Below are 21,212 nucleotides of genomic sequence, written 5' to 3'. Positions count from 1 at the left end.
TGCCGTGCGGTGGCGGCCCCGTCAGCGTATCGATCGTGGGTGAGCGGTCGCGACGGGCTTTAGCCGTGTCGGGATGCTCACCCAGAAGTTCACCGACATCTTCACCGAGATGTTCACCGAGATGTTCACCGGCGTCACGTACCCTGCAGTTTCTGTCGCGGCACCCCCTTCAACGGTCAGCGGCACGATCTCGGGAGGATCTGTGTTCGTTCGCCGCGTCGGCCTCGTAGTTGCCGTGTGCGCCGCCTTGGCCGTCGGTGGTTGCGCCACCGCGTCGCCGCCCGCACCGCCCCGCGTGGCCAAGCCGGGAAACGTCGGGGGTTCCGCTGCGGCCGGGGCGACCACCTCTGCAACGTCGTCACCGACCGGCGGTTCGGGGTCGAGTGCGACGGCCACGTCGGGGGCGGCACCAGCCACCCCTAGCGCCCCCTCCCTGCCGCAGCTGCCGCAGCTGCCGGGCGGGGGGCGCACCTTGCTGCCCGACTACCGCCTCGTCGGCTTCGCTGGGGTGCCCGGGTCGGCTGCGATGGGGCGGCTCGGCATCGGCAGTCTCGACGACCGGGCGAAGGAGCTCGTTCGGGTCGGCAAGCCCTACGCCGACGGCCGCAGGGTGATGCCGGTGCTCGAGCTGATCGCCACTATCGTGCAGCCGCAGCCCGGGCGTGACGGGAAGTGGCGCAGCCGGGTGTCACCGCAGGTCGTCGACGACTACTTGGCCGCGGCCCGCAAGGTGCACGGCATCCTGCTCATCGACATCCAGCCCGGTCGCGCCGACTTCCTCGACGAGGTGAAGTCGTACGAACGCTGGCTGACCCAACCCGACGTCGGCATCGCCCTCGACCCGGAGTGGGCGATGGGCCCCGGTCAGGTGCCGATGACGGTGTTCGGGCACACCACCGGCGCGAAGATCGACGAGGTGGCCGGCTACCTCGCAAGCATCGTCAAGGCTCATGACCTGCCCGAGAAGGCCCTCGTCTTTCATCAGCTACGGGTCTCGATCGTCAGTGACGAGAAAGCGATTCGTCGCCATCCTGGGGTCGCCATCATCAAGTCGGTCGATGGCATCGGCAACCGAGCCGAGAAGACCACGACCTGGACGTCTCTGACCAAGAACCTGCCCCCGGCTGTGAACCCCGGCTTCAAGCTCTTCTACGAGGAAGACGCTCGACACGGCCCGCTCATGACGCCCAAGCAGGTGCTCGCGCTGCGCCCCAAGCCCGACTACGTGCTGTACGAGTAGTGGTGGGTGGCTCACGAGGCAGGTCGGTGCCGCTCCGACTACCAGACCTGCTCGATGATCGCGTGCTCGACCTCAGCGTCGACGCTTTCGAGCCTGGAGAGCGTTCGACCGGGTGACACGCAGGAGCGGAGTCGCACCGTCGAGGGCAGGCGCACCGGCTTGCGGAACCACACCCGGCTGGTGACCCCGGCGTCGGGAAGCCTCGGGGCCAGCGCCGCGACCGCGCGCGCGTACGTGTACATCCCGTGGGCGATCGCTGAGCTGAACCCGAGCGGCCTCGCCGTGAGCGCGTGAACGTGAATCGGGTTCCAGTCACCCGACACGGCCGCGTATGACCGGCCAAGGTTCTCACCCAGGCGCCAGACCGGGCCTACGGCTGGCCCCGTCGACGTCTCGTCGCCGTCAAGGGGCGGCGCTGGGCTGGTCGGTGCCTCCGGATGCTCGGCGCCCCGGGCCAGGTAGGTGCTGACGCCGTGCCACGCCGGCTCGCCTTTCACAGAGACCTCGGTCACCAGATCGACCTGTCGCCCCCGACGGTGCGGACGTAGGTTCTGAGCGTGCACCACGAGGTCGAGCCGGTCGTCAGCCTGAAGAGGTCGGTGCACCGTGACCACGTTCTCGACGTGCACCGCCCCGATCAGTGGCAGCGGAAAGCCCTCTCCGGCCATCACCGCCATCTGGAGCGGGAAGCCCAACAGCTGTGGGTAGGTGAGTGGCAGGATGCCGGTCAGGCTGAAGCCGCAGAGGCGCGAGTAGTCGGCCAGGTCGGCCAGGTCGACGCGAACACCGGTGAGCGTGACCCGCTCGTCGGGTACCGTGTCACTGGCGTTGCCCCGGTGGAAGGCGGCCGTGGCGTAGAACCGACGAAGGTCTGGAACTGCTGAGAGAGCCGTCTCACGGGTCATCGCGCGTCACGCTCCCAACAGGCTCTGGCCGCAGATGCGAAGCACCTGTCCGGTGACGGCGGCGGAGCCGGGCTGAGCGAACCAAGCGATGGTCTCGGCGACGTCGACCGGGCGGCCACCTTGCTGCAGCGAGTTCATCCGGCGCCCGATCTCCCTGGTGGTGAACGGAATCCGAGCCGTCATCGCCGTCTCGATGAAGCCCGGGGCGACGGCGTTGACCGTGATGCCCCGCTCTCGCAGCTCATTCGAAAGGGCGCCCACGAGCCCGATGACCCCCGCCTTGCTCGCGCCGTAGTTGCTCTGACCTCGGTTGCCCGCGATGCCGGCGATGGAGGCGACGCAGACGATCCGACCGCCGTCGGCCATGCCGCCGTCGGCGAGAATCGCCGCGCTCATGCGCAGGATCGACCCGAGGTTGACATCGATAACGCTCTGCCAGCGGGACTCGTCCATGTTGACGAGCAGCTTGTCGCGGGTAATGCCGGCGTTGTGCACGACGATGTCGATCGAGCCGTGTCGGCCAGTGGCGTGTTCAACGATGCGGCGGCCCGCGTCGGGGGCGGTGACGTCGACCTGCAGCGCGGTGCCACCGATCTTGTTGGCGACCTCGGCGAGGGCGTCACCGGCACTGGGGATGTCGACGGCGACGACGGTGGCGCCATCGCGCGCGAGCACGGTGGCGATCTCTGCCCCGATGCCGCGTGCCGCACCGGTGACGACCGCAACCTTTCCGCTGAGCGGGCGGAGCGCATCGGGGTTCGTGGCGGTCGACTCCCCCACCCGCACCACCTGTCCGTCGACGTAGGCCGACCGGCCCGACAGAAAGAACTCCACCGCTGAACGCACGCCTCCCGAGCTGTCTCCCTGGGCCAGTACGAGGTTGGCGGTGGCCCCGGCCCTCAGCTCTTTGGCGATGGAGCGAACGGCACCCTCGAGCGCGCGCTGGGTGCTGACCTCGGCGAGGTCGGTCAGGGTGGCCGGGTCGGTGCCGATGACGACCAGGCGCCCGTTCTTCGCCAGCCTCTTGATCGCGGGCGCACCGATGACCCGCAGCTGGTCGAGATCGGTCGGGTCGGTCGCGGCACTCAGGTCGATGACGACGCCTCCCAGCCGGTCGGCGCTGTCGTCGGACTGCGCCTGCGTGGCGATCGCGAGAGTGGCGAGCCAGTCGGTGAGGCCCCCTTCGAAGCGGCCACCGCCGGCGACCAGCACCGGCCCTTCACAGAGTGCGACGCCGGGTTGGTAGCGGCGCAACCTCGTCGGCTGGGGCACCCCCGCCTTCTTGGCCACAGATGAGCTGATGAGCCTGGTGAACAGGTCGGTCATGATCAGGCCTCCAGGATGGCGACGACGCCCTGGCCGCCCGCAGCACAGATCGAGATCAGTCCGCGGCCGCCGCCGTTCTCGTGCAGACCCTTGGCCAGCGACGCGAGGATGCGTCCTCCGGTCGCGGCGAAGGGATGCCCGGCCGCCAGTGATGACCCGTTGACGTTGAGCTTCGCGGGGTCGATCGCGCCCAGGGCGCCCGCCAGGCCGAGGCGGTCGCGACAGAAGGCCGGGTCCTCCCACGCCTTGAGCGTGGTGAGCACCGTTGCCGCGAAGGCCTCGTGGATCTCGTAGAAGTCGAAGTCCTGCAGCGCGAGGCCGTTTCGGGCCAGCAAGCGTGGAACGGCATACGCCGGGGCCATCAACAGGCCTTCGTCGCCGTGCACATAGTCGACGGCAGCGGTCTCGGCGTCGACGAGCCACGCCAGCGGGGTCAGATGGTGCTCGCGTGACCACTCCTCGCTGGCGATGAGCACCGCCGAGGCGCCATCGGTGAGCGGGGTCGAGTTGCCGGCCGTCATCGTCGCGTGCTCGCCCTTGCCGAAGACGGGCTTCAGCTTCGCGAGCTTCTCCACGGTCGAGTCGGCTCGTAGATTGTTGTCGCGCGTGACATCGAGGTAGGGCGTGACGAGGTCGTCGTAGAAGCCTCGCTCGTAGGCGGCGGCCAGGTGCTGGTGGCTGGCCGCGGCCAGCTCGTCCTGGGCCTCGCGGGTGATGCCCCACCGCTCGGCGGTGATCGCCATGTGCTGGCCCATCGACAGGCCGGTGCGGGGCTCCACGTTCTGGGGGATCGACGGCAGCAGATCACCGGGCCGAAGACCCGCCAGGGCCTTGGCTCGCTGTGCGACCGTCTTTGCCCGGTTGGCGGCCAGCAGGGTGTGACGCAGGCCCTCGCTGACCGCGATGGGTGCGTCACTGGCCGAGTCGACACCACCGGCGATGCCCACCTCGATCTGGCCGAGAGCCACCTTGTTGGCCACCAGGATCGCGGCCTCGAGGCCGGTGCCGCAGGCCTGTTGCACGTCGTAGGCTGGCGTCGTCGGATCGAGCCGACTGCCGAGCACGGTCTCGCGGGTGAGGTTGAAGTCTCGGCTGTGCTTCAGCACGGCTCCCGCCACCACCTCCCCCAGACGCTCGCCCGCGAGGCCGTAGCGGGCCACGAGCCCGTCGAGCGTGGCTGTGAGCATGTCCTGGTTGGAGGCCTTGGCGTAGGCCCCGTTCGCACGGGCGAACGGGATGCGGTTGCCACCGAGAACCGCGGCACGCCGCGTCTTGCGTGGGGTGGGCTTCGTAGCCATCGGTCACTCCTGCTTTCGGCCGGCTCCTGCCCTCGAAGCACCTGAGGTGTCACGAGGATCTGTCGCGGCGAGGTGTTGCGGGCGTACCGTCCGCTGGCACCAAGATAACCGACACTGCCAGTAGTCGATACACGACGTACCTGTTACTTTCGCGGTATGGACATCTCGGGTCAAGGGTCGTCCGCCGCCGGTCCTACGCCGCGGGTCGCCGCCCGCGACGGACGGGACTCCCGTTGGCAGCCACATCGGGAACAGCGACGGAAGTCGTTGGTCGACGCCACCATCAAAGCCATCCGGCGACATGGCGCCACGGTCGGGTTGGACGACATCGCCGCCGAAGCCGGAACGAGCAGGACGGTCATCTACCGGCACTTCGACGACAAAGCCGGTCTCTACCGTGCTGTGGCCCAGCGCATCGACGCGCGGGTGGTCGGCGACGTCAGCGCCGCCCTGCTGGCGTCGAACACCACCCCACCAGACCCGCGCACGTTGATCTCATCGACCGTGGAGGCTTACCTGTCCCTCGTCGAGAGCGATACCGAGGTGTACCGCTTCGTCGTGAACCGTCCGCTGGTCGACCGGCCCCTCGCCGACGACCCCGTCGAGGGCACAGCCGGGCAGGTTGCCGACCAGCTGACCGACCATCTCACCCGAGCGCTCCGAGGCTCGCTCGGTGGCCACGACATCCGCCACGGCATCCACGGTGACGCGTTGTACTGCCGTGCGCGGGTCTGGGCGGTTGCGCTCGTGGGATCGGTGCAGGCCGTGGCCGACGACTGGCTCGCAGCATCCGACCGTCTTCCTCGGGACGAGCTCGTCGAGACGCTCACCGACCTCGCCTGGCACGGCTTGGCGCCACAGCTCACCCTTCAGACGGAGTCTCCCCCACCGAGACCCTGGTCCGCTCACCCTGAGTGACCCCGAGAAGACGCCACCGACGTGCGCAGCTTCCGCTCTACCCGCCCTCATCGACCCCTCCGCGCTCACGGCACCTCGCACTGAGCGGTCACGCAGGAGGGTCCGCTCCAACGCAGGTTCAGCCGGATGCCGGGCGAACGTAGCGGCCTCGCCGGTGCACGAGCGGGTCGCCCTCCTCGCCCACCTCGACGCGCTCGACCTCGGCCTCGACGAGTACTGACCACCCCGCGTCGCGCTGAGTGGTCGGGTCGAGCCGGAGGCCGGCCCAGGTCGTCATCGTGGTGAGACGCGGGCCCCACTCGGTCTGCTCCCAGTCGCCGAGCCGGAACGGCCCCCCGGGCGAGGGCATCAGACCGGCGAAGACGTCAGCGAGCTCCCTGTCGCGCCAGTCGAGCAGAGCCATGACGGCGGTGCCGGTCTCCTGAAGGCGGTCGAGCAGATCCGAGTCTGGGTGCAGCAGCGCCACCACCCGGCTCGGGTCACCCGATGCGACGAGGTACGACGAGACCGTCAGACCGACCCGTTCGATCCCCACCCCGGCGGTCCACAGCGAGACCGTGGAGCCGACCCGGCCTCGCAGTCGACGCACCTGGTCGCGTTCACCCTCGGGTGGGTCGAAAGGGTGTTCCGAGTGAATGGTCACTCTGCGCCTCAGGCGTCGTCGGCAACGAGGAGGCGGTCGTCGACGCTGACGCTGCCGGGCGTCACGACATCCGCGTAGACACCGGCACAGCTCGACGGGCGTCGGGTGACGTTCAGCGTGCAGTCACCCAGCCGCACGACCCGGCCGACGAGGTCGGCGAGCACAGCGGCATCCATGTCGAGAACGATGTTCGCCTTCGGGTGGTCGGCGACGTACTCGCCGGCCGTCACCAGGTGCACCGCGTGCTTCTTGGAGCGGTTCCCCTCCGGGCCTTCGAGCGTGACCGCCACGGTAGAGAGCTGCTGGCCGGGTGAGGTCGAGTCGGGGTAGATGAAAAGGCTCGACACGATGGCATCCATGGAACTGACGCTATCGCTTGGCTCCCCGCTCTGAGCAGCTGCCCGGCATCCGACGGACGAAACCCGACTCGACCGCCCTCAGCGGATCGCGTGCCCCCCGTCGACCAGCGGGTCCGCACCGTTGATCATGTCCGAGACGTTGGAGCGCAGGAACAGGAAGGCGGCGGCGATCTCCTCGGGGAAAGCGTCTCGACCCCTACCGCGAGCTCGTCGAACTGCTCTGAAGGGCGCACAGCGGTCGACGTCTCCCACGCACGGACACGGTTTCGGCCGTGTGTGAGACCTCCATCGTCAGGGTCGGTCGGACGCCGCTCAGGCAGCAGAGCGAGAGGGCACCACGCCGCCCACCGACTCGCATGAGGCGCCGCCTTCCCCGGACGGTGGTGTTCAGGTCGTCACTGCCCGGGGTGCGTCGTGGGCGTTCGGGTTACCTTGAGAGCATCTCGACCACATCCGGCGAGCACTCAAGAGCTCGGGACAAGACCGGGGTGACGGTCCAGAGAAGACGCGGGCCCGCAGCATCGTGCTGCGGGAAAGGGGATCAGAGATCATGAAAAAGGTACTCAAGACAGCAGCGGCCGTGTTGCTGGCGGCAGCGGTATCGGCCGTGGGCGGCTCGCCCGCCCAGGCCGCGCAGGGCGGTGCACACTGCTGGCTCAACGTGAGCACCGGCGCCCACGTCTGCCACCGCAGCTTTGCTGAGGTGATCTCCGACCTCAGCGGTGACCGCGTCAGACTGGGCGCGAGTGCGGCCACCGTGACCGATCAGGAACGAGCCGAGATCGCCCAACCCGCCCGCACTACCCACGGCGCCAGTGCGGGCAGTGGGACATACGTGTTGGCCACCGTCTACGCGGACGCCGGCCACGCCGCCTCGGGCGGCACCTACACGTTCACCGGCAGCTCGGACTGTGACACCAACCCGGACGTGGACTTCCAGGTGGCGGTGATGCCGGCGGGGTGGAACGACCGCATCTCCTCGTTCACCTCGTACGGCCGCTGCGCCACCAAGCTGTGGGACAACACCTTCAGCGGAATCTCGTACGGCTACGCCGGGAGCAGCGCCTACGTCGGCGGCGCCATCAACGACCGCACCTCTTCGATCCAGTTCAACTAGCGACACCACCACGACAAGCACCGCTGGTGGTGGTCGGGGCTGGGTGGTGTGGGGATGCCGACCCCGTGTGCGGCACCCCCACACCGGCTCAGTTGGGTTCCGCCGCCGGAACCTTCAGCTGCCCGCAGACTCCGGGCCCGCCGGGGTAGATCACGAGCTGGTCGTCGACCACACACGCCACCAGGCCCGGCACCCGGTAGGTGCCCGACGGGCTGGGCCGCGCTCCAGGCTCATGCACGACCCCGGCGCGCCACAGCCCCGCGCAGACCTCGAGCGCGTTCAGGCGGTCCTGCTTACCCGTGTCGGCGTTGACCGCAGTTCCGACCCCGTGCAGAGCCCACACGTCCCGGTCCGTGCTCGCTTCCGAAGAGCAGTACGCGTTGTTGGGGTCATCGGGCCGCGACACCGCGACCCACGCCGCGGCGGTGCCGCCGACGACGAGCACGCTCGTCGTCGCGACCGCCGCGACCGCCAACGGCCGCCGGCCGCGGCCGTTACTGATGCGGGTCTCAGCCATGATGGCCGCCCGCAGCTGCCTGGTTCGGTCGGCGCTCATCCGAGGCGCGGACGGTCCGGTGCTGGTCATGACGGTGGTCCTTCCTGCGAGCTGGTGATTCCTGCCTCGAGCAGGGCTGCTTTGACGCTCTCCCGCGATCGCATGAGCCGCGAGCGGACGGCGGCGTGACTGATCCCCAGTGCCTGGGCCGCTTCCGCGTAGCTCAGCTCGGCGATCAGGCACAGCGACACGACCTGGCGGTCCATCGGACGCAGATCCGAGAGCGCCTGCGCCAACGCCCGCCCGGTCTGCTCGAAGGTGGCCGCGGCCGCGACATCCTCGGCGTGGTCGGGGCTGGCCCGCGGCGCCGGAATCCGGGCCAGCGCGGCCCGGTACCGACGGGCGGAGCGGCGGTAGTTTCGGGCCACGTTGGTGGCCGTCACCAACAGCCACGGCAGCACCGAACCGTTCACGGCCCGGATCCGGTACCGCGACCGCCACGCCTCGAGGAACACGATCGCCGTCAGGTCATCGGCGTCCTGAATGGTGCCCAGCTGTCGGGCGCAGTGCGCGAACACCGCCCCCACGTGCCGGTCGTACAACGCGCCGAACGCATCCCGGTCGTTTCGGGTCACCTGCTCGAGCAGGCCCTCCTCCGCCGAGACGTCAATCACGCTGCGCATAACCAGTAGTGTCCGCAGCCGTCGAACCGTCGCAAACCCGCGGCGAGGGTCGGGCGCTCGGCAGCGGGATGACGGTGCACCAGCGCGCGAGCTCCCCGACCTCACCCGGCCCGAGCCGGCGGCTGTCCGGGCTGAACGTCACCCGCGCGGGTCGGGGCAGTAACCCGGCTGGCTCACCTGCACCGCCGGCCCACGTGCCAGCACCTCGGGCAGCAAACACCAGGCCAGGAACGATCCACAGGCGCCTGATCGGTCATGACCCCATTGCACCACCGCAGAGGCAGCGCCGGTCATCCTGCGCCGAGAAGGTCCCCGGAGACGCGCTCGACCATGGAGGCTGAAAAGGAGAGTTCAGGCACTGAGGTCGACCCGCAGTCCAACTCCTTGGTCGAGGGCCGCGTCGTACAGCAGACGTCCAATGGCCAGGTCTTGCAGCCCCAACCCCACAGAGTCGTACAGGGTGATCTCGGATGGGTACTGCCTGCCCGGGGCGGATTCGATGATCACTGCCCCAAGTTCGACAGGCGCGTAGCCCGGCCCCAGGGCGCCCTCCTTGATGGCACCGAGCAAGTCGCCCGACTTCGCCAGTGCGGTAGGCAGGCTGTCGACGAAGACACTGGATCGCACCATCGTCTCAGCGTCGACCTCTCGATGGTCCGGCCTAGGCCGTGCGCCCACCACGTTGAGGTGCTGACCTGAATGCAGCCACGCCCCCCGGACTAGCGGCTCGACCGACGGCGTCAGCGTGCAGACCACCTCTGCGCGCTCAACCACCTCCTGTGGCGAAGTGAGCCCCATTGCTCTGACCCCGAAACCGGCGACCGCTTCGCGGAACCTCACCGCGGAACGCTCACTGCGGGTCCAGAACATCACTTCTTCGAGGGGCATCACGTGGGACAGGGCTTCGACGTGCGCCACCGCGAGCGCCCCCGCGCCGATGAGCCCGAGGCTTCGCGCGTCTGGCGCCGCCAGGTGTCGAGTTGCGACGGCCGACGTCGCCGCGGTACGCACCCGGGTGGGCACCATCCCGTCAAGGATCGCGAGCGTCTCCCCTGTCTCGACATCTGCGAGCATCAGCGTGGAACGCTGCCCGGGCAGCCCACGTGCGGAGTTACCGGGCAGGTCCGCGAGCAGTTTGACGCAGGCAAGGCCGGACGGGCGCGAGAGGGCGGCCATCGGGAGGAAAACTCCGTCGCTGCCGGGATCAGTCATCCCCTGGGGAGTGGGCTGACGGGCGTGATTGCGTTCGAGGTCAGCCATGGCACGCTGAACCGCCTCGATGGTGGTAGCCATGTCGGTCAGGGCGGTCAGGTCCGACCGCGTCAAGAGCAGCGTCAACGTGTCACCGCCGAGCTCAGCGGGGGGAACGCTGGCGGGAACAGCTGGTCAACCGACCTGCCCCGGTGGTCACGTTCGCTGTAGGCGGCCCTCATCTTCTCGAAAAGGCGCTGCCCGCTGTGCCGCAAGGCCTCAAGGTCGACTCCTGGAATACGACCATCGACTACTACGGCCCGCCCCGCCACGAAGGAATGCGTGACCTGTCGCGCCGCACCGTTGAGCAAGAGTGTCCGGATGGGGTCATCGACGACACCGTCGCGGATGTCGTTCAACGAGAAGGCAACCAGGTCGGCCTGCGCCCCCGGCGCAAGCCGACCAAGGTCCGCCCGGCCCAGCGCCCGGGCTCCGCCCAGCGTGGCCGCCTCGACGTACCACTCCACCGGAGCGGCATCCTGGCGGCCATCGACGTACTTGGCTAGATGCACACCGACGTCCATCCCGCGCACCAGATCTGGCGGAAACGAGTCCGTGCCCAAAGCCAGGTTCACCCCGGCCTGGCGGTACGCGCGGAAGGAATGCAGCACGGAGCCGTATCGCAGTGACGTGAGTGGACAGTGGATGACCGTCACCCCAGCGTCGGCAAGAAGTGCGAGGTCCCCTCGGTCTTCACCATGTACCTGCGGGTCACGGTCGGTGAATATCGCATGCGGAATCAACGTCGTCGGGCCGAGCAGGCCCACCTCCTTGATGAGCTCCAAGGGTGTCATTCCGTGCTTCGCCAAGATGAGCTCGCGCTCGAACAGGCCCTGCAAGGCGTGCAACCGCACCAGGACGCCACGATCTCGGGCCTGCGTCGCAACCGACTCGAGGAGGGCCCGCGTCATGGTCTCGATTCGGCAGGGCAGCAACACTCCTGTGAGGAGCGGGTCATGTCGACTTTGCGCCCAGTCGAGGAAGCGCAGGGCCTCCTCCAGACCTCTCTCGCCCTGCTGCTCCTCGAAAAGCACGTCGCGGGCACCATCGTCGTGGACCACGTTCACACCACTGCGGAAGGCCGGACCCACAAAGCCGCGCAGCCCGAGCCGGCTCGCCTGCTCGGCGATGGACACGGCTTCCTCGTACGACTCCGCCCACTGACTGTGCGTCTCGGCGGAGATCGGCATGAATGTGGTGATCCCGTGCAAGGCCAGCTGCACGAGTGCGTACTCGCGCACTTGGGCGCGCTCTTCGACCGAGAAGACATCATGACGCCGCGTCCGGAAATAGTCCTCGGACCACTGCAGACCGCTCTCGGTGTCGGGGTCAGCCCAGGAGTCGAGGATGACATGGTCGATGTCGCACAAGGCGTCGAGATCGATGAGCCCGGGCAGGATGAGTGACTCCCCCAGGTCGAGGTGCTCGTCCACGGGGCCGTCAAGCCGGGTCCCCACGTAAACGACCGTGTCGCCCTCAAACACCACACTGGCGTCTCTGAGCAGCTGGTGCCGCCCGTCCTGGTGGCCCAACAGGTACTTGGCCGTGACCTGAGTCCTCACTTTTTGTCCCCCCCGCCTTTTGGTGTCGTCATGGTGTGGACAGCAACTCCAGCCCCCTCGTTTCGCCGTCGACGAGGAGCAGCTCAGCCGGGTCGCGGATCTCAAGACCCCGTCGATGGGCGGTCCCGCGCAGGCGACGGCCGGCGGGCTCCAGCACAGCCGGACCCCCGATGGCGGTAGCGGCGCGGCCGTGCTCGATCAGTTCATTGCGGCGGAATTCGTTGGTGAACGCCAGCTGCCAGGTGCGGTCCAGCATGTCGGTATGGCCGTGTGGCGACGCGTAGTCACGCTGACCGTGCTCGCCGAGGCCGATCTGCACGCCGTCCTGCGTTGCGGCTGTCCGTGGCGGCCGACCAGGCACCGACGGCGCAACTGCGGCTATCGGAAAGTGGAGCTCGAGCACTGACTCGTGACTCGGCAGACACTGGCTCACGAGGCATCCTCACATCCGGGCACACACCAGACCCTGGCGATCCTGGATACCAGACTATCCCGAAGCCCGTACGAAACGCCACAGTTGAGCGTGTCAATATTCGGTCAGGCTTACCCTGGTCTACCAAGACGCCGCCGCCTTGCGAGTCTACGAACCGCCTCCGCCATGGCCCCGGCCCACTCGCTCACGCAGCGCCCCTGATGGGTGGGGGTCCCGAGCTCGTTGTCGAGCACGGCTGCGAGACGAGCTTGTCCTTCTCGGTGGCCCGTGCAACGCTACCGAAACGAAAGGCCGTTTCCACATCGTGGAAACCGCTGGCGGGTCCACAACCCAGGACCACCCCCGAGCACCATTCATCAGCGCTCAACGCAGCGCGCTGGACACGATTGGAAAAATACCCATGGGTGTATCACCCTCTGACCTTGAGCCCAACGGCTCGGCCCGGCCGCCCGGACCTTTGGCCGTAAGCCCTCGGTTGTCTAACCCTGACATCCAGCCTGTGACCAACCAGACCTGGGGGATCTACAACCTCTTTGCAATGTGGATGTCGAACGTCCACAGCGTGGCAGGTTACGTTTTTGCGGCGAGTCTTTTCACACTCGGACTTGCCGGCTGGCAAGTATTCTCAGCGTTGCTGGTCGGGATTACGCTCATCTACTTCTTTACGAACCTCGCGGGAACTGCCGGCCAGAAGTACGGAATTGCCTTCGCCGCATTCTGCCGGGCAAGCTTCGGAGTATTTGGGGCCAACATCCCGAGCATGATCAAGGCAGCCACTGCCACCGTTTGGTACGGGATCCAGACATGGGTCGCGTCTACTGCCCTAGTCGTCGTTGTCCTGCGCTTCTTCCCGGATCTAACACCCCTGGCCAAGAACTCAATCCTAGGATTGTCGACACTCGGCTGGGTTTGCTTCGCCTTCATGTGGTTTGCGCAGTTGCTGGTCTTCTTCTACGGATGGGAGGCCATCCGCCGGTTCACCGACTGGGCGGGCCCGGCAATCTACGTAATTATGTTCCTGCTCGCGGGCTGGATCGTCTGGAAAGCAGGTGGCTTCAGCGAGATCAGCTTCACTCTTCACTCTGAAACACTCTCCAACTCCGCGGCCGTTGGGATGTGGTTCACTGCAGTAGCCTTCACGACGGCATGGTTCGCTGGCACCACGCTCAACTTTGCGGACTTTGCTCGCTTCTTGAAATCCCCAACAGCCATGCGGCGCGCCAACTTCCTGGGGCTACCCATCAACTTCACCTTGTTCGCCTTTGCAGCTGTCGTGACCACGTCCGGAGGCCTCAAAGTATTCGGCGAACTCATCACTGATCCAGTTGAGCTGGTTGCCCGCATAGATAACACAACTGCTGTGCTTCTCGGCGCACTGACGTTCATGACTGCCACCATTGCTACGAACATCGTCGCCAACTTCGTCTCCAGCGCAATGGATCTCGCGAACCTGGCTCCGAGAGTGCTCAGCTTCCGGCGCGCCGGCATAGTTGCCTCGCTTGCTTCGGTCGCCGTGACACCCTGGAACCTCTACTCGAACCCAGAGATGGTCCAATACACTCTAGGCACCCTAGGGGCTTTCATCGGCCCCATCTTCGGCATCGTCGTAGTGGACTACTTCTTTCTCCGCCGACAGGAGATCGATATTGAGCACCTCTTCAGCGACGATCCACGAGGAAAGTACTGGTACCGTCGCGGTTTCAACCCACGAGCAATCGTGGCACTCGTCGCGGCAGGAACGCTCTCGACCCTCATCGCCCAGCTTCCCGTCCTTCACAACCTGGCTGCCTTCTCGTGGTACTTCGGGTGCGCCTTCGGCATCATCTTCTACCTGCTTCTGAACAGGCGCCCTGCCAGAGCCGTTGAACCTGCAACTGATCTGAATCGGACAGACTCACAAATGCAGGCGGCTCCACGATGAGAGATCCGGTCACGCTCGGGAGCAACCCTGGCCTCTCAGATGCGCTCGAGGAAGCACAGGCGGGCATAGCGGAAGGAGGTATGCCATTCGGCGCCTCACTCGTGGTCGCAGGCCGAGTCGTCGCTCGTGGACGAAACCGCCAAGTTCAGAGAGGCGACTACTTCGCTCACGCGGAGACAGAAGCCCTTCGCGCATACCTCGACGAAAACGACACTCCGCCGACGAAGGTGACCCTCGTTGCCACCGAGTCGCCTTGCCCAATGTGCGCGGGCGCCGCATTCATCACTGGAGTCCGTCGTTTTGTCATCGGTGAAGACACCCACTATTCGGGAGCGCTCGACTGGCTCCGACGAGAGGGGGCGGATGTACTAGTGGCCAACGACCCCGCCTGCATATCCATGGTCTCAGAGTTTCGCGAAAACAACGCCCATCTATGGCAGCGCTACTCCGCCGGTTGAACGCAGTCCACTCATCTCGAACGGACGCCTGCAGAATTCATCGGGGCGAGTCTTAGAGTTGTAGTCGAGTCCAAGCCCGTATCGTTCACGTGTCGACGACATGTGAACGATACGGGCTGCTCGGTGTGCGAAGGTGAAAGTGCTGGCCAACGGGCTCTTCGTCCTTTACGGGCTCTTGGGACTTGAGTGTGGGGTGAGCGCGGCGCCTGGTGTGCCCGCGACCCGCACGGTCGCGGCTCACGACCCGGCCGCGGGAGAAGATCGGTTCCGCGATCGCGTCGGGCAACTGCGCGGTCAGCGAGGTCGCCACCGAGTACCGGGTGGCGCCCGGTCGGTGCGCTGGGTCCTCGATGAGGCGGGGTGGAGACGCTCAGACCCGTGGATGACGTCGTTCGTGAACACGACCCGGCCGCGCCAGAAGCGGCGGCTCGGGCTCAAGCCGGGACGCTCCGGCGCCTGCGTGAGCTCGTGGCTGGCGCCTCAGACCCCGGCGTTCCGTGATGGTGTCGAGCTGGTCGTGATCGACCCGTACGCGGCCCGCCCTACCGGGTGCGCGGACAGCAGTCGACAAGTGGCACCTGAGCGCCGTCGCGAACCTGATGCTCACCCAGGTCCGGCAGCGGAACAGTCGGCGGCTCCACGGCCGCCGCGGTGTCTCCTCCGACAGGGTCTGGGCCTCCCGGACCTGTTGCTGACCGGCTACCAGCACCTCACCCCCAAGCAGGGCCGAGATGGACGAGACCACCCGCCTCGCGTTCCCGATCGAGACGTTCTGGCCGGCCGTGCTCGTCGCGCTCACCGACGACACCAACGCGCGCACCGAGGGCTTCAACCGGATCATCAAACAGACCAAGCGGGTCGGCTGTGAACTCACCAACATGGACAGCTACCCAGGGCGCATCATGGTCCACATCGCCTCACCCCAAGGCAGAGAAGAGCATGAAATCAGGTACCGCCCCGCCCAAGTGCGGAGAGCCCGTGACGCCGTGTTCAGGGCGCTGGTGCTGGCGCGGTCATCGAACTGAGCTCGACCCGATTACGGTGCTGGAAGAGTCGGGCCTACTGGCGCCGGCCTACCCTGAGATCAAGCGGCGGCTGCCGGTGCACGCGAAGGACGTTTCCCAACAATGGATCTCGGCCGTGGGCGCCGACCATGCAAATCGGTTTGCTGACCGACCATTCGGGGTTTGTGCTGATGCTTGAGGAGTTCGAGGGGAACAAGACGAGAGACGCTCACGTTGATCCCCTGCTCCGCTGGTTCACGACCGCCCCCGGGCCCCTCGACGTCACGATCTTCGCGAACGGCGGCATCCCCAGGAGCCGTACGTGACCACGGCCCGGGCCAAAGGCTCACGAACGCTTGGACCTGCCCGACGAGCGCGTCTTCACCTAGCCTCGGTCGGCTGGGCCCACTAGCGAGATCAGGAAGACACCGGCAACTACCAGTACACGGCCGACCGGGCCCGGCGCACGCTCGAGGGCATCGCCGTGCAGGCCGCCAACGCCGAGAGAGCCGTCGTCATCGGGGTCCTACCACCGGCTGTCCCCGCCCGAGAAGTCCTTCCGGACACGGCGCTCCAGCTGCTGTGTTTCGCGCCGGCCGGCCGCCGCATCGCGTTCGTGACGTTGGGGCTGATCCAGTTCATCACCCCCAGACATGCAGCTGCTCTGCGCGCTGCAGCTGCTCCGTGAGCACGCTCCCCCGCGAGCGCTGGATCAGCGTCGCCGTCGTCTGGCTCGCCCTGCTTGTGCTTCCGGACGATTCGCTCCGCGGCCGAAGTTCAAACTGCGGAGCAGGCGCCGTCGACTTTTACCTCGGCTGACGATCAGAGTCACCTCGCCTCAGAGCAGCACACGACCTCCGTCGGCTACCACCACGCCACGGCGAACGACAGTGCGCTGTGGCCCACAGTCCATAAGCGCCTCGGTGACCGTGGTGCCCTCGACGAGCAGCAGGTCTGCCGGCGCGCCCACGGCCAGACCGGATACCGCATCCTCGGTCATGGCCACTCGAGGTCGTTGGCTCGCGTCCAGTACAGCGCGCCCGCCGCGCGTCGCAATGTCAACGGCGAGCTCGATGTCCTCATCGTGGGACCAAGCCGAGCGCAGGGCCAGCTGCCGCGTGCGTCGCAACAGGTCACCGTCGCCCCACGGCGACCACCCGTCCCGCATGCCGTCCTGACCCAGACCGCAGCGGATGCCGGTCTCGCGCAGCAGCGCGTGCGGGAGCGGCGCCGTCTCCATCGGGGCAATCGTCGTGACCGCGATGTCCGCTTCGGCCAACCGGCCGAGCAGTCGCTGGAGCGGTCGGGGTTCGAGGGTGGCGAGGGCGAAGGCGTGAGAGATGGTGACCAGCCCCTGCATACCGAGCGCTGTCACCCGGTCACACACCAGCTCGAGCGTGAACTCTCCGAGTGGTCCGCGCTCGTGCAGGTGCAGGTCAACTCCGACGTGGTGCTTCTGGGCCAGGCCGAAGACGATATCGAGGTGCGCTCTGGCGTCTCGCTCAAGCCCACAGGGGTCGATACCGCCGACCAGGTCGGCTCCAGCGGCGAGCGCTTCGTCGACCAGCTGCTCACTGCCGGGGTCCTGGAGGTAGCCGCACTGGGGGAAGGCCACGATCTCGAACGAGACCACCCCGGCCAGCTCGTCACGCACCGTAGCCATGGCCTCGAATCGCTCCAGGCGGCACTCGGTGTCGATCTGTACGTGTGACCGGATCGCCGTGGCACCAGAGGCGATGGTGCGCACGGCGGCGATACGCACCCGGTCGATGAGCGGCACCGAAGACTCTCGCCACACCCCTCGTGAGTCGGCGATCAGCTCTTCAAGGCTGTCACCGGCCGTGTGGGGTCGAAAAGCGGCACCCAGACCGCTCGAGTCGAAATGCTCGTGCACGGCGGCCAGGCTCGGCACCAGCACTCGCCCACCCGCCTCGAGGCAGACCAGACCCGAAGCCGGTGGGGCAGCCTGCGCAGCAGTGGGGGATATGCCGCCGATGCGCCCGTCGACGATCTTCACGTCTACGAGAGGCTCGTCGGGGTGTCGGCTCCAGAGCCGGGCGCCCCTGATGAGATCAATGTCGTGCACGGTGTGTCCGCCTTCGTGTTCCTGTTCGGGTGGGGTTCAAGGTCAGCGCAAGTGAGAGAGGAACGTCTTGGTGCGCTGGTGACGCGGATCAGCGAGCAGCGACCGCGCGGGGCCCTCCTCGACGACGACCCCTTCGTCCATGAAGTGCACAGTGTCGGCGACATCTCGCGCGAAGCCGATCTCATGCGTGACGACCACCATTGTCATGCCGTCGGCCGCGAGGGCCCTCATGACTTCCAGCACCTCCCCCACCAGCTCGGGATCGAGGGCACTGGTCGGCTCGTCGAACAGCATGATCTCGGGCGACATGGCCAAGGCCCTGGCGATGGCCACGCGTTGCTGCTGACCACCAGAGAGCTGGGAGGGGTACTTGTCGGCGTGCTTGGCCAGGCCGACCTTGCCCAGGAGGTCACGCGACAGGGCGAGGGCCTCGGTCTTCGGCACCTTCTTGACGCCGACCGGAGCCTCCATGACGTTCTCGAGTGCGGTCATGTGGGCGAACAGGTTGAAGTTCTGGAAGACCATCCCGCATCGCAGCCGCTGTCGCGCGACGAGCTTCGGGGGGAGCCGGTAGAGGCGGCCCTGCCGTTCGCGCACGCCGACCAGCTCGCCCCCGACCCAGAGCCGACCGCGTTGGATCGTCTCGAGCTGGTTGATGCATCGCAACAGAGTGCTCTTGCCGGAGCCGGAGGGGCCGATCACGCAGGCGACGCTGCCCCGCGAGATGGTCAGGTCGACGCCGCGCAGCACCTCAACGTCGCCGAACCTCTTGTGCACTGCCTCGAGACGCACGGCGTGGTTGCCGGTGTCGGTGTCGCTCATCTGAAACCTCCAGACAGCGCGGCGGTCAGGGTGCGCCGCCGAACCCTGCTTCGGGTGACTCCCGCGACCCCGGCCGAGAACTTCCTCTCGATGCGGTTCTGCACCAGCGTCAGTACCGTGACGATGAAGACGTACCACGCAGTAGCGACCGTCAGCAGCGGGATCTGAGCGAGGTTCTGGCTGTAGATGGCCTGAGCTGCCGTCAACAGGTCGGGCAGCGCGATGACGAGCACCAGTGCGGTGGTCTTGAGCATGCTGATCGTCGAGTTGCCGATCGGCGGCACGATGACCCGCATGGCCTGGGGCAGCACGATGCGGGCGAGCACCCGTCGGGGACTCATACCCAGGGCCTCCCCCGCCTCGAACTGTCCTTTCGAGACACTCAGGATGCCGGCGCGAACGATCTCCGCCGTGTAGGCCGCCTCGCAGAGGCCGAGCCCGAGCACCGCAGCCGTGATCTGGGAGATCAGCAGACTCGTGTCGAAGGTGATCCACTCCGGGCCGAAGGGGATGCCGAGTCCGAGAGTCGGCATGACCGCAGCCAGGTAGAACCAGAAGAGCAGCTGCACGATCAGGGGGGTGCTACGAAAGAGCCACACGTAGAGCTGGGCCGCAGTGCGCACGAGCGGGTTCTCCGACATGCGCATGACGGCCACAACCGTGCCCAGCACCAGCCCGACGGCCATGGCGAGCACGGTGAGCAGCAGTGTCATCCGCAGCCCCGCCAGGATCTGCGGGTCGAAGAGGTACTGCCCCACAATCGCCCACTCCATGCGCGGGTTGTTGACGGTGGCGTTCCAGAGCATCGCCGACATGACGGCCACCGCTACAGCGGCGGCCCATCGACCGGGGTGCCGAACCGGGATGGCGTTCTCAGGCTCCATCCCGGTCGTCAGCGACGGGGATGGAGCCTGAGACTCACGGGTTGGCATTGATCATGGCCTTGTCGATTGCGCTCGACGGCAGGTTCCACTTCTTCCAGATCGGCTGGTAGTCACCAGAGTCCATGACATCCTGCAGAGCCTTCTGCAAGGCGTCGCGCAGGGCGGGGTTCGTCTTCAGCACCGGCATCCCGATGACCGAGGGCTGCAGCTGCTGCTCGAGCATCACAACCTTGCCCTTTGACTTCTGGGCGGCGTAGGCGATCACGACAGCATCTCCGAGCTGGGCGTCGCTGCGACCGGTGACGATCGCATTGTTCGCCGTGGCGTCGTCGGTGAACACGAGCACATTGACGGCGGCCTTGCCCGCCTCGGTGCACTTGGTCGACTGCGCCTTGAGGTCGGCTTCGTAGGAGTAGCCCCGAACGGCGGTGACCCGCTTGCCGCAGAGGTCATCCATGGTCTTGATCCCCAGGGGGTTCCCGCCGGCAACGCTGATGCCCGTACCCGTCTGCCCGTAGTCGACGAAGTCCATCTTGGTGCGACGCTTCTCGTAGTCGCCCATCGTGACCAGTGCCGTGTCGAACCGGTTGGCCTCCAGACCGGCGAGGATGCCGTCGAAGTTCGTCGACACGAGCTCGATCTTGACGCCCAGGCGCTTCTCGAGGGCGTCAGCGAGGTCACGCTCGACCCCGATGATCGTCTTTCCGTCAATGTCGAAGTAGTGCATGGGCGCGTACGTGCCGCCGGAAGCGGCACGGATCGTGCCACTGGTCTTGATCGCATCAGGCAGCAGGGCGTGGAACTTGGCCGTCGACGTCGCGGTCGCCCCGGCCGCGGCGGGAGCGTCTTTCTGGACGACCGCACCACACGAGGTGAGGAGAAGTGAACCGAGCGCCGCGACGATGAGGGCTAGGCGTTGATGAGACATATGGTTCCTCTACTAGGAGGGGCGTGGTACGTCACGCCGCTAAGACTGCAACAGGTGTCCTGTATACAAGAATTTTTCGTTTGGTATACCCGATGACGTGCGTCACCGGGGTTCGTTACCGAATCGGAATCAAGCTGAGGGCGATCGCGCATCGACATCGATTTTGACTTCGGCCCTGCGAAAGTGAGTCCGAGGCGCACTTCGGCGACGTGCGGTGCCCGTCTCACTGGGGCGATGGTCGAGGTCGCCCTCGACCCACCTGCCATCGTGGGTAGCCCGGAGCAGGTGCTCAGATGTCCCCGAGTGGGTTGGTGGCTAACGAGCAGATCGATCCCTGGTGCCGTGACCAACCCGGAGTCGAAGGCGACATCGGCGCGGATGCAGACATTCGGCATCGCCGGCCCGCACCTGCCGCTCCGTGACCGTGAGCCAGCGTCGCTCTACGCTCGTGAGCTACCCCTCGGACCACCAGTGCCCGCGGACCATTCTCAAATGGGGAAGGGTCGACGGCCTCCGCTGGACGATGGCACTGACCGCCCCGCTGCGACACTGAAAGTCCTCGATTCGCCTTCCTGCCTGCAACTGAGCACGGTCTCGCGAACGGTGTGAGCATGACACCTCGAACCACCCGAGGGTGAGCACCAGAAACCTGTCTCAGGCACCAGTCGGCCCCAGCGAATCGCCCCCCTCCGCTCGAGTACGACGGCGGCGCGAAGCCCTTGGGCCTGGCTTGCGAGTACTAGCCTCAGCGCATCGTCATCCGAAACTGCGGGGCTTTCTTGGTCCCTGCCCACTTCTTCCGACCCGAAATGTATACCAGCGGTCCAGCTGCCCCCTGGCGAGGCGGGCACGATGGACGCTGAGACTGACGACGAGAC

Annotated in this window: 22 protein-coding genes and 1 pseudogene; 8 read left to right on the top strand and 15 right to left on the bottom strand. The window is 66.8% G+C overall.

All coding sequences use genetic code 11. The annotated features are described in order from the left end of the window. Window positions 1-73 precede the first annotated feature (73 nt). Window positions 74-1,240, top strand: a complete 1,167-nt coding sequence (locus BA895_RS21705) for a hypothetical protein (RefSeq protein ID WP_070193960.1) — start codon at window positions 74-76, stop codon at window positions 1,238-1,240. A gap of 38 nt (window positions 1,241-1,278) precedes the next feature. Here BA895_RS21705 and BA895_RS21700 read toward each other — a convergent pair whose 3' ends face one another. From BA895_RS21700 to BA895_RS21690, 3 genes are read right to left on the bottom strand one after another with little or no spacing between them, the layout of a single operon-like run. After that, window positions 1,279-2,145 (bottom strand): MaoC/PaaZ C-terminal domain-containing protein, encoded by an 867-nt coding sequence (locus BA895_RS21700; RefSeq protein WP_070193959.1) that lies wholly within the window; start codon window positions 2,143-2,145, stop codon window positions 1,279-1,281. A gap of 6 nt (window positions 2,146-2,151) precedes the next feature. After that, window positions 2,152-3,471, bottom strand: coding sequence for a 3-oxoacyl-ACP reductase (locus BA895_RS21695; RefSeq protein WP_070193958.1), 1,320 nt, complete (start codon window positions 3,469-3,471; stop codon window positions 2,152-2,154). Between the two features lie 2 nt (window positions 3,472-3,473). Next, window positions 3,474-4,769 carry an acetyl-CoA C-acetyltransferase gene (locus BA895_RS21690; protein ID WP_070193957.1) on the bottom strand — a complete coding sequence of 432 codons (1,296 nt, stop codon included), beginning with the start codon at window positions 4,767-4,769 and terminating at the stop codon, window positions 3,474-3,476. Between the two features lie 156 nt (window positions 4,770-4,925). Here BA895_RS21690 and BA895_RS21685 point away from each other — a divergent pair, with 156 nt between their 5' ends. Further along, window positions 4,926-5,687 carry a TetR/AcrR family transcriptional regulator gene (locus tag BA895_RS21685; RefSeq protein WP_070193956.1) on the top strand — a complete coding sequence of 254 codons (762 nt, stop codon included), beginning with the start codon at window positions 4,926-4,928 and terminating at the stop codon, window positions 5,685-5,687. A gap of 118 nt (window positions 5,688-5,805) precedes the next feature. Here the strand turns inward: BA895_RS21685 and BA895_RS21680 are convergent, their stop codons facing one another. The 3 genes from BA895_RS21680 to BA895_RS23765 form a co-directional block, all read right to left on the bottom strand. Beyond that, window positions 5,806-6,330: a flavin reductase family protein gene (locus BA895_RS21680; RefSeq protein ID WP_070193955.1), complete on the bottom strand. Its 525-nt coding sequence runs from the start codon at window positions 6,328-6,330 to the stop codon at window positions 5,806-5,808. Between the two features lie 8 nt (window positions 6,331-6,338). Next, window positions 6,339-6,689, bottom strand: coding sequence for a hypothetical protein (locus BA895_RS21675; protein WP_070193954.1), 351 nt, complete (start codon window positions 6,687-6,689; stop codon window positions 6,339-6,341). 78 nt (window positions 6,690-6,767) lie between these two features. Beyond that, window positions 6,768-6,941 (bottom strand): hypothetical protein, encoded by a 174-nt coding sequence (locus tag BA895_RS23765; RefSeq protein ID WP_217493966.1) that lies wholly within the window; start codon window positions 6,939-6,941, stop codon window positions 6,768-6,770. A gap of 298 nt (window positions 6,942-7,239) precedes the next feature. On the opposite strand from BA895_RS23765, the gene BA895_RS21670 reads away from it, so the two are divergent. Beyond that, window positions 7,240-7,806, top strand: a complete 567-nt coding sequence (locus tag BA895_RS21670) for a hypothetical protein (protein WP_139142824.1) — start codon at window positions 7,240-7,242, stop codon at window positions 7,804-7,806. 88 nt (window positions 7,807-7,894) lie between these two features. Here the strand turns inward: BA895_RS21670 and BA895_RS21665 are convergent, their stop codons facing one another. The 5 genes from BA895_RS21665 to BA895_RS21645 form a co-directional block, all read right to left on the bottom strand. Continuing rightward, a complete protein-coding gene (locus tag BA895_RS21665; RefSeq protein WP_139142823.1) occupies window positions 7,895-8,392 on the bottom strand; it encodes a hypothetical protein in 498 nt (165 codons plus the stop codon). After that, a complete protein-coding gene (locus BA895_RS21660; protein ID WP_083283649.1) occupies window positions 8,389-8,985 on the bottom strand; it encodes an RNA polymerase sigma factor in 597 nt (198 codons plus the stop codon). Before BA895_RS21660 ends, BA895_RS21665 begins: the two co-directional genes overlap by 4 nt. Window positions 8,986-9,336: 351 nt before the next feature. Beyond that, on the bottom strand, window positions 9,337-10,311 hold the full coding sequence (locus BA895_RS21655; RefSeq protein ID WP_256388468.1) for an ornithine cyclodeaminase family protein: 975 nt from the start codon (window positions 10,309-10,311) through the stop codon (window positions 9,337-9,339). Between the two features lie 8 nt (window positions 10,312-10,319). Then, window positions 10,320-11,798 (bottom strand): chlorohydrolase family protein, encoded by a 1,479-nt coding sequence (locus tag BA895_RS21650; RefSeq protein WP_070193950.1) that lies wholly within the window; start codon window positions 11,796-11,798, stop codon window positions 10,320-10,322. A 28-nt stretch (window positions 11,799-11,826) separates the two neighbouring features. Next, window positions 11,827-12,117: a hypothetical protein gene (locus BA895_RS21645; RefSeq protein ID WP_070193949.1), complete on the bottom strand. Its 291-nt coding sequence runs from the start codon at window positions 12,115-12,117 to the stop codon at window positions 11,827-11,829. 613 nt (window positions 12,118-12,730) lie between these two features. Between BA895_RS21645 and BA895_RS21640 the strand changes: the two genes are divergently transcribed. The 5 genes and pseudogenes from BA895_RS21640 to BA895_RS24070 all read left to right on the top strand — a co-directional run bounded on the left by BA895_RS21640 (window position 12,731) and on the right by BA895_RS24070 (window position 15,940). After that, window positions 12,731-14,152 carry an NCS1 family nucleobase:cation symporter-1 gene (locus BA895_RS21640; RefSeq protein WP_217493965.1) on the top strand — a complete coding sequence of 474 codons (1,422 nt, stop codon included), beginning with the start codon at window positions 12,731-12,733 and terminating at the stop codon, window positions 14,150-14,152. Next, entirely contained in the window at window positions 14,149-14,610 is a 462-nt protein-coding gene (locus tag BA895_RS25005; RefSeq protein WP_083283648.1) for a nucleoside deaminase, read from the top strand. Before BA895_RS21640 ends, BA895_RS25005 begins: the two co-directional genes overlap by 4 nt. 545 nt (window positions 14,611-15,155) lie before the next feature. Then, window positions 15,156-15,305, top strand: a pseudogene (locus BA895_RS25000) (ISL3 family transposase); the annotation flags it as partial. A 36-nt stretch (window positions 15,306-15,341) separates the two neighbouring features. Further along, entirely contained in the window at window positions 15,342-15,635 is a 294-nt protein-coding gene (locus BA895_RS21635; protein ID WP_070193947.1) for a hypothetical protein, read from the top strand. 128 nt (window positions 15,636-15,763) lie between these two features. Further along, on the top strand, window positions 15,764-15,940 hold the full coding sequence (locus BA895_RS24070) for a hypothetical protein (protein WP_175442411.1): 177 nt from the start codon (window positions 15,764-15,766) through the stop codon (window positions 15,938-15,940). 512 nt (window positions 15,941-16,452) lie between these two features. Here the strand turns inward: BA895_RS24070 and BA895_RS21625 are convergent. Genes BA895_RS21625 through BA895_RS21610 form a run of 4 tightly spaced genes read right to left on the bottom strand, consistent with a single transcriptional unit; the run spans window position 16,453 to window position 20,334 of the window. Next, window positions 16,453-17,700 (bottom strand): amidohydrolase family protein, encoded by a 1,248-nt coding sequence (locus BA895_RS21625; protein ID WP_083283647.1) that lies wholly within the window; start codon window positions 17,698-17,700, stop codon window positions 16,453-16,455. A 42-nt stretch (window positions 17,701-17,742) separates the two neighbouring features. Beyond that, a complete protein-coding gene (locus BA895_RS21620) occupies window positions 17,743-18,522 on the bottom strand; it encodes an amino acid ABC transporter ATP-binding protein (protein ID WP_070193945.1) in 780 nt (259 codons plus the stop codon). Beyond that, window positions 18,519-19,406, bottom strand: a complete 888-nt coding sequence (locus BA895_RS21615; RefSeq protein ID WP_070193944.1) for an amino acid ABC transporter permease — start codon at window positions 19,404-19,406, stop codon at window positions 18,519-18,521. Before BA895_RS21615 ends, BA895_RS21620 begins: the two co-directional genes overlap by 4 nt. 34 nt (window positions 19,407-19,440) lie before the next feature. Then, complete coding sequence (locus tag BA895_RS21610; RefSeq protein WP_070193943.1) at window positions 19,441-20,334, bottom strand: ABC transporter substrate-binding protein; 894 nt, start codon at window positions 20,332-20,334, stop codon at window positions 19,441-19,443. Window positions 20,335-21,212: the final 878 nt, after the last annotated feature.

This window comes from Humibacillus sp. DSM 29435, from assembly GCF_001758225.1.
Taxonomy (GTDB): domain Bacteria; phylum Actinomycetota; class Actinomycetes; order Actinomycetales; family Dermatophilaceae; genus DSM-29435.
Note: the sequence above shows the minus strand (reverse complement) of the source record. Positions and strands in the feature narration are given on the sequence as shown.

Coding starts and splice junctions, on each gene's coding strand:
- BA895_RS21705 (WP_070193960.1), top strand. CDS start 74: ATGCTCACCCAGAAGTTCACCGACATCTTCACCGAGATGTTCACCGAG.
- BA895_RS21700 (WP_070193959.1), bottom strand. CDS start 2,145: ATGACCCGTGAGACGGCTCTCTCAGCAGTTCCAGACCTTCGTCGGTTC.
- BA895_RS21695 (WP_070193958.1), bottom strand. CDS start 3,471: ATGACCGACCTGTTCACCAGGCTCATCAGCTCATCTGTGGCCAAGAAG.
- BA895_RS21690 (WP_070193957.1), bottom strand. CDS start 4,769: ATGGCTACGAAGCCCACCCCACGCAAGACGCGGCGTGCCGCGGTTCTC.
- BA895_RS21685 (WP_070193956.1), top strand. CDS start 4,926: ATGGACATCTCGGGTCAAGGGTCGTCCGCCGCCGGTCCTACGCCGCGG.
- BA895_RS21675 (WP_070193954.1), bottom strand. CDS start 6,689: ATGGATGCCATCGTGTCGAGCCTTTTCATCTACCCCGACTCGACCTCA.
- BA895_RS21670 (WP_139142824.1), top strand. CDS start 7,240: ATGAAAAAGGTACTCAAGACAGCAGCGGCCGTGTTGCTGGCGGCAGCG.
- BA895_RS21665 (WP_139142823.1), bottom strand. CDS start 8,392: ATGACCAGCACCGGACCGTCCGCGCCTCGGATGAGCGCCGACCGAACC.
- BA895_RS21660 (WP_083283649.1), bottom strand. CDS start 8,985: ATGCGCAGCGTGATTGACGTCTCGGCGGAGGAGGGCCTGCTCGAGCAG.
- BA895_RS25005 (WP_083283648.1), top strand. CDS start 14,149: ATGAGAGATCCGGTCACGCTCGGGAGCAACCCTGGCCTCTCAGATGCG.
- BA895_RS21635 (WP_070193947.1), top strand. CDS start 15,342: ATGGACGAGACCACCCGCCTCGCGTTCCCGATCGAGACGTTCTGGCCG.
- BA895_RS24070 (WP_175442411.1), top strand. CDS start 15,764: ATGCAAATCGGTTTGCTGACCGACCATTCGGGGTTTGTGCTGATGCTT.
- BA895_RS21620 (WP_070193945.1), bottom strand. CDS start 18,522: ATGAGCGACACCGACACCGGCAACCACGCCGTGCGTCTCGAGGCAGTG.
- BA895_RS21615 (WP_070193944.1), bottom strand. CDS start 19,406: ATGGAGCCTGAGAACGCCATCCCGGTTCGGCACCCCGGTCGATGGGCC.
- BA895_RS21610 (WP_070193943.1), bottom strand. CDS start 20,334: ATGTCTCATCAACGCCTAGCCCTCATCGTCGCGGCGCTCGGTTCACTT.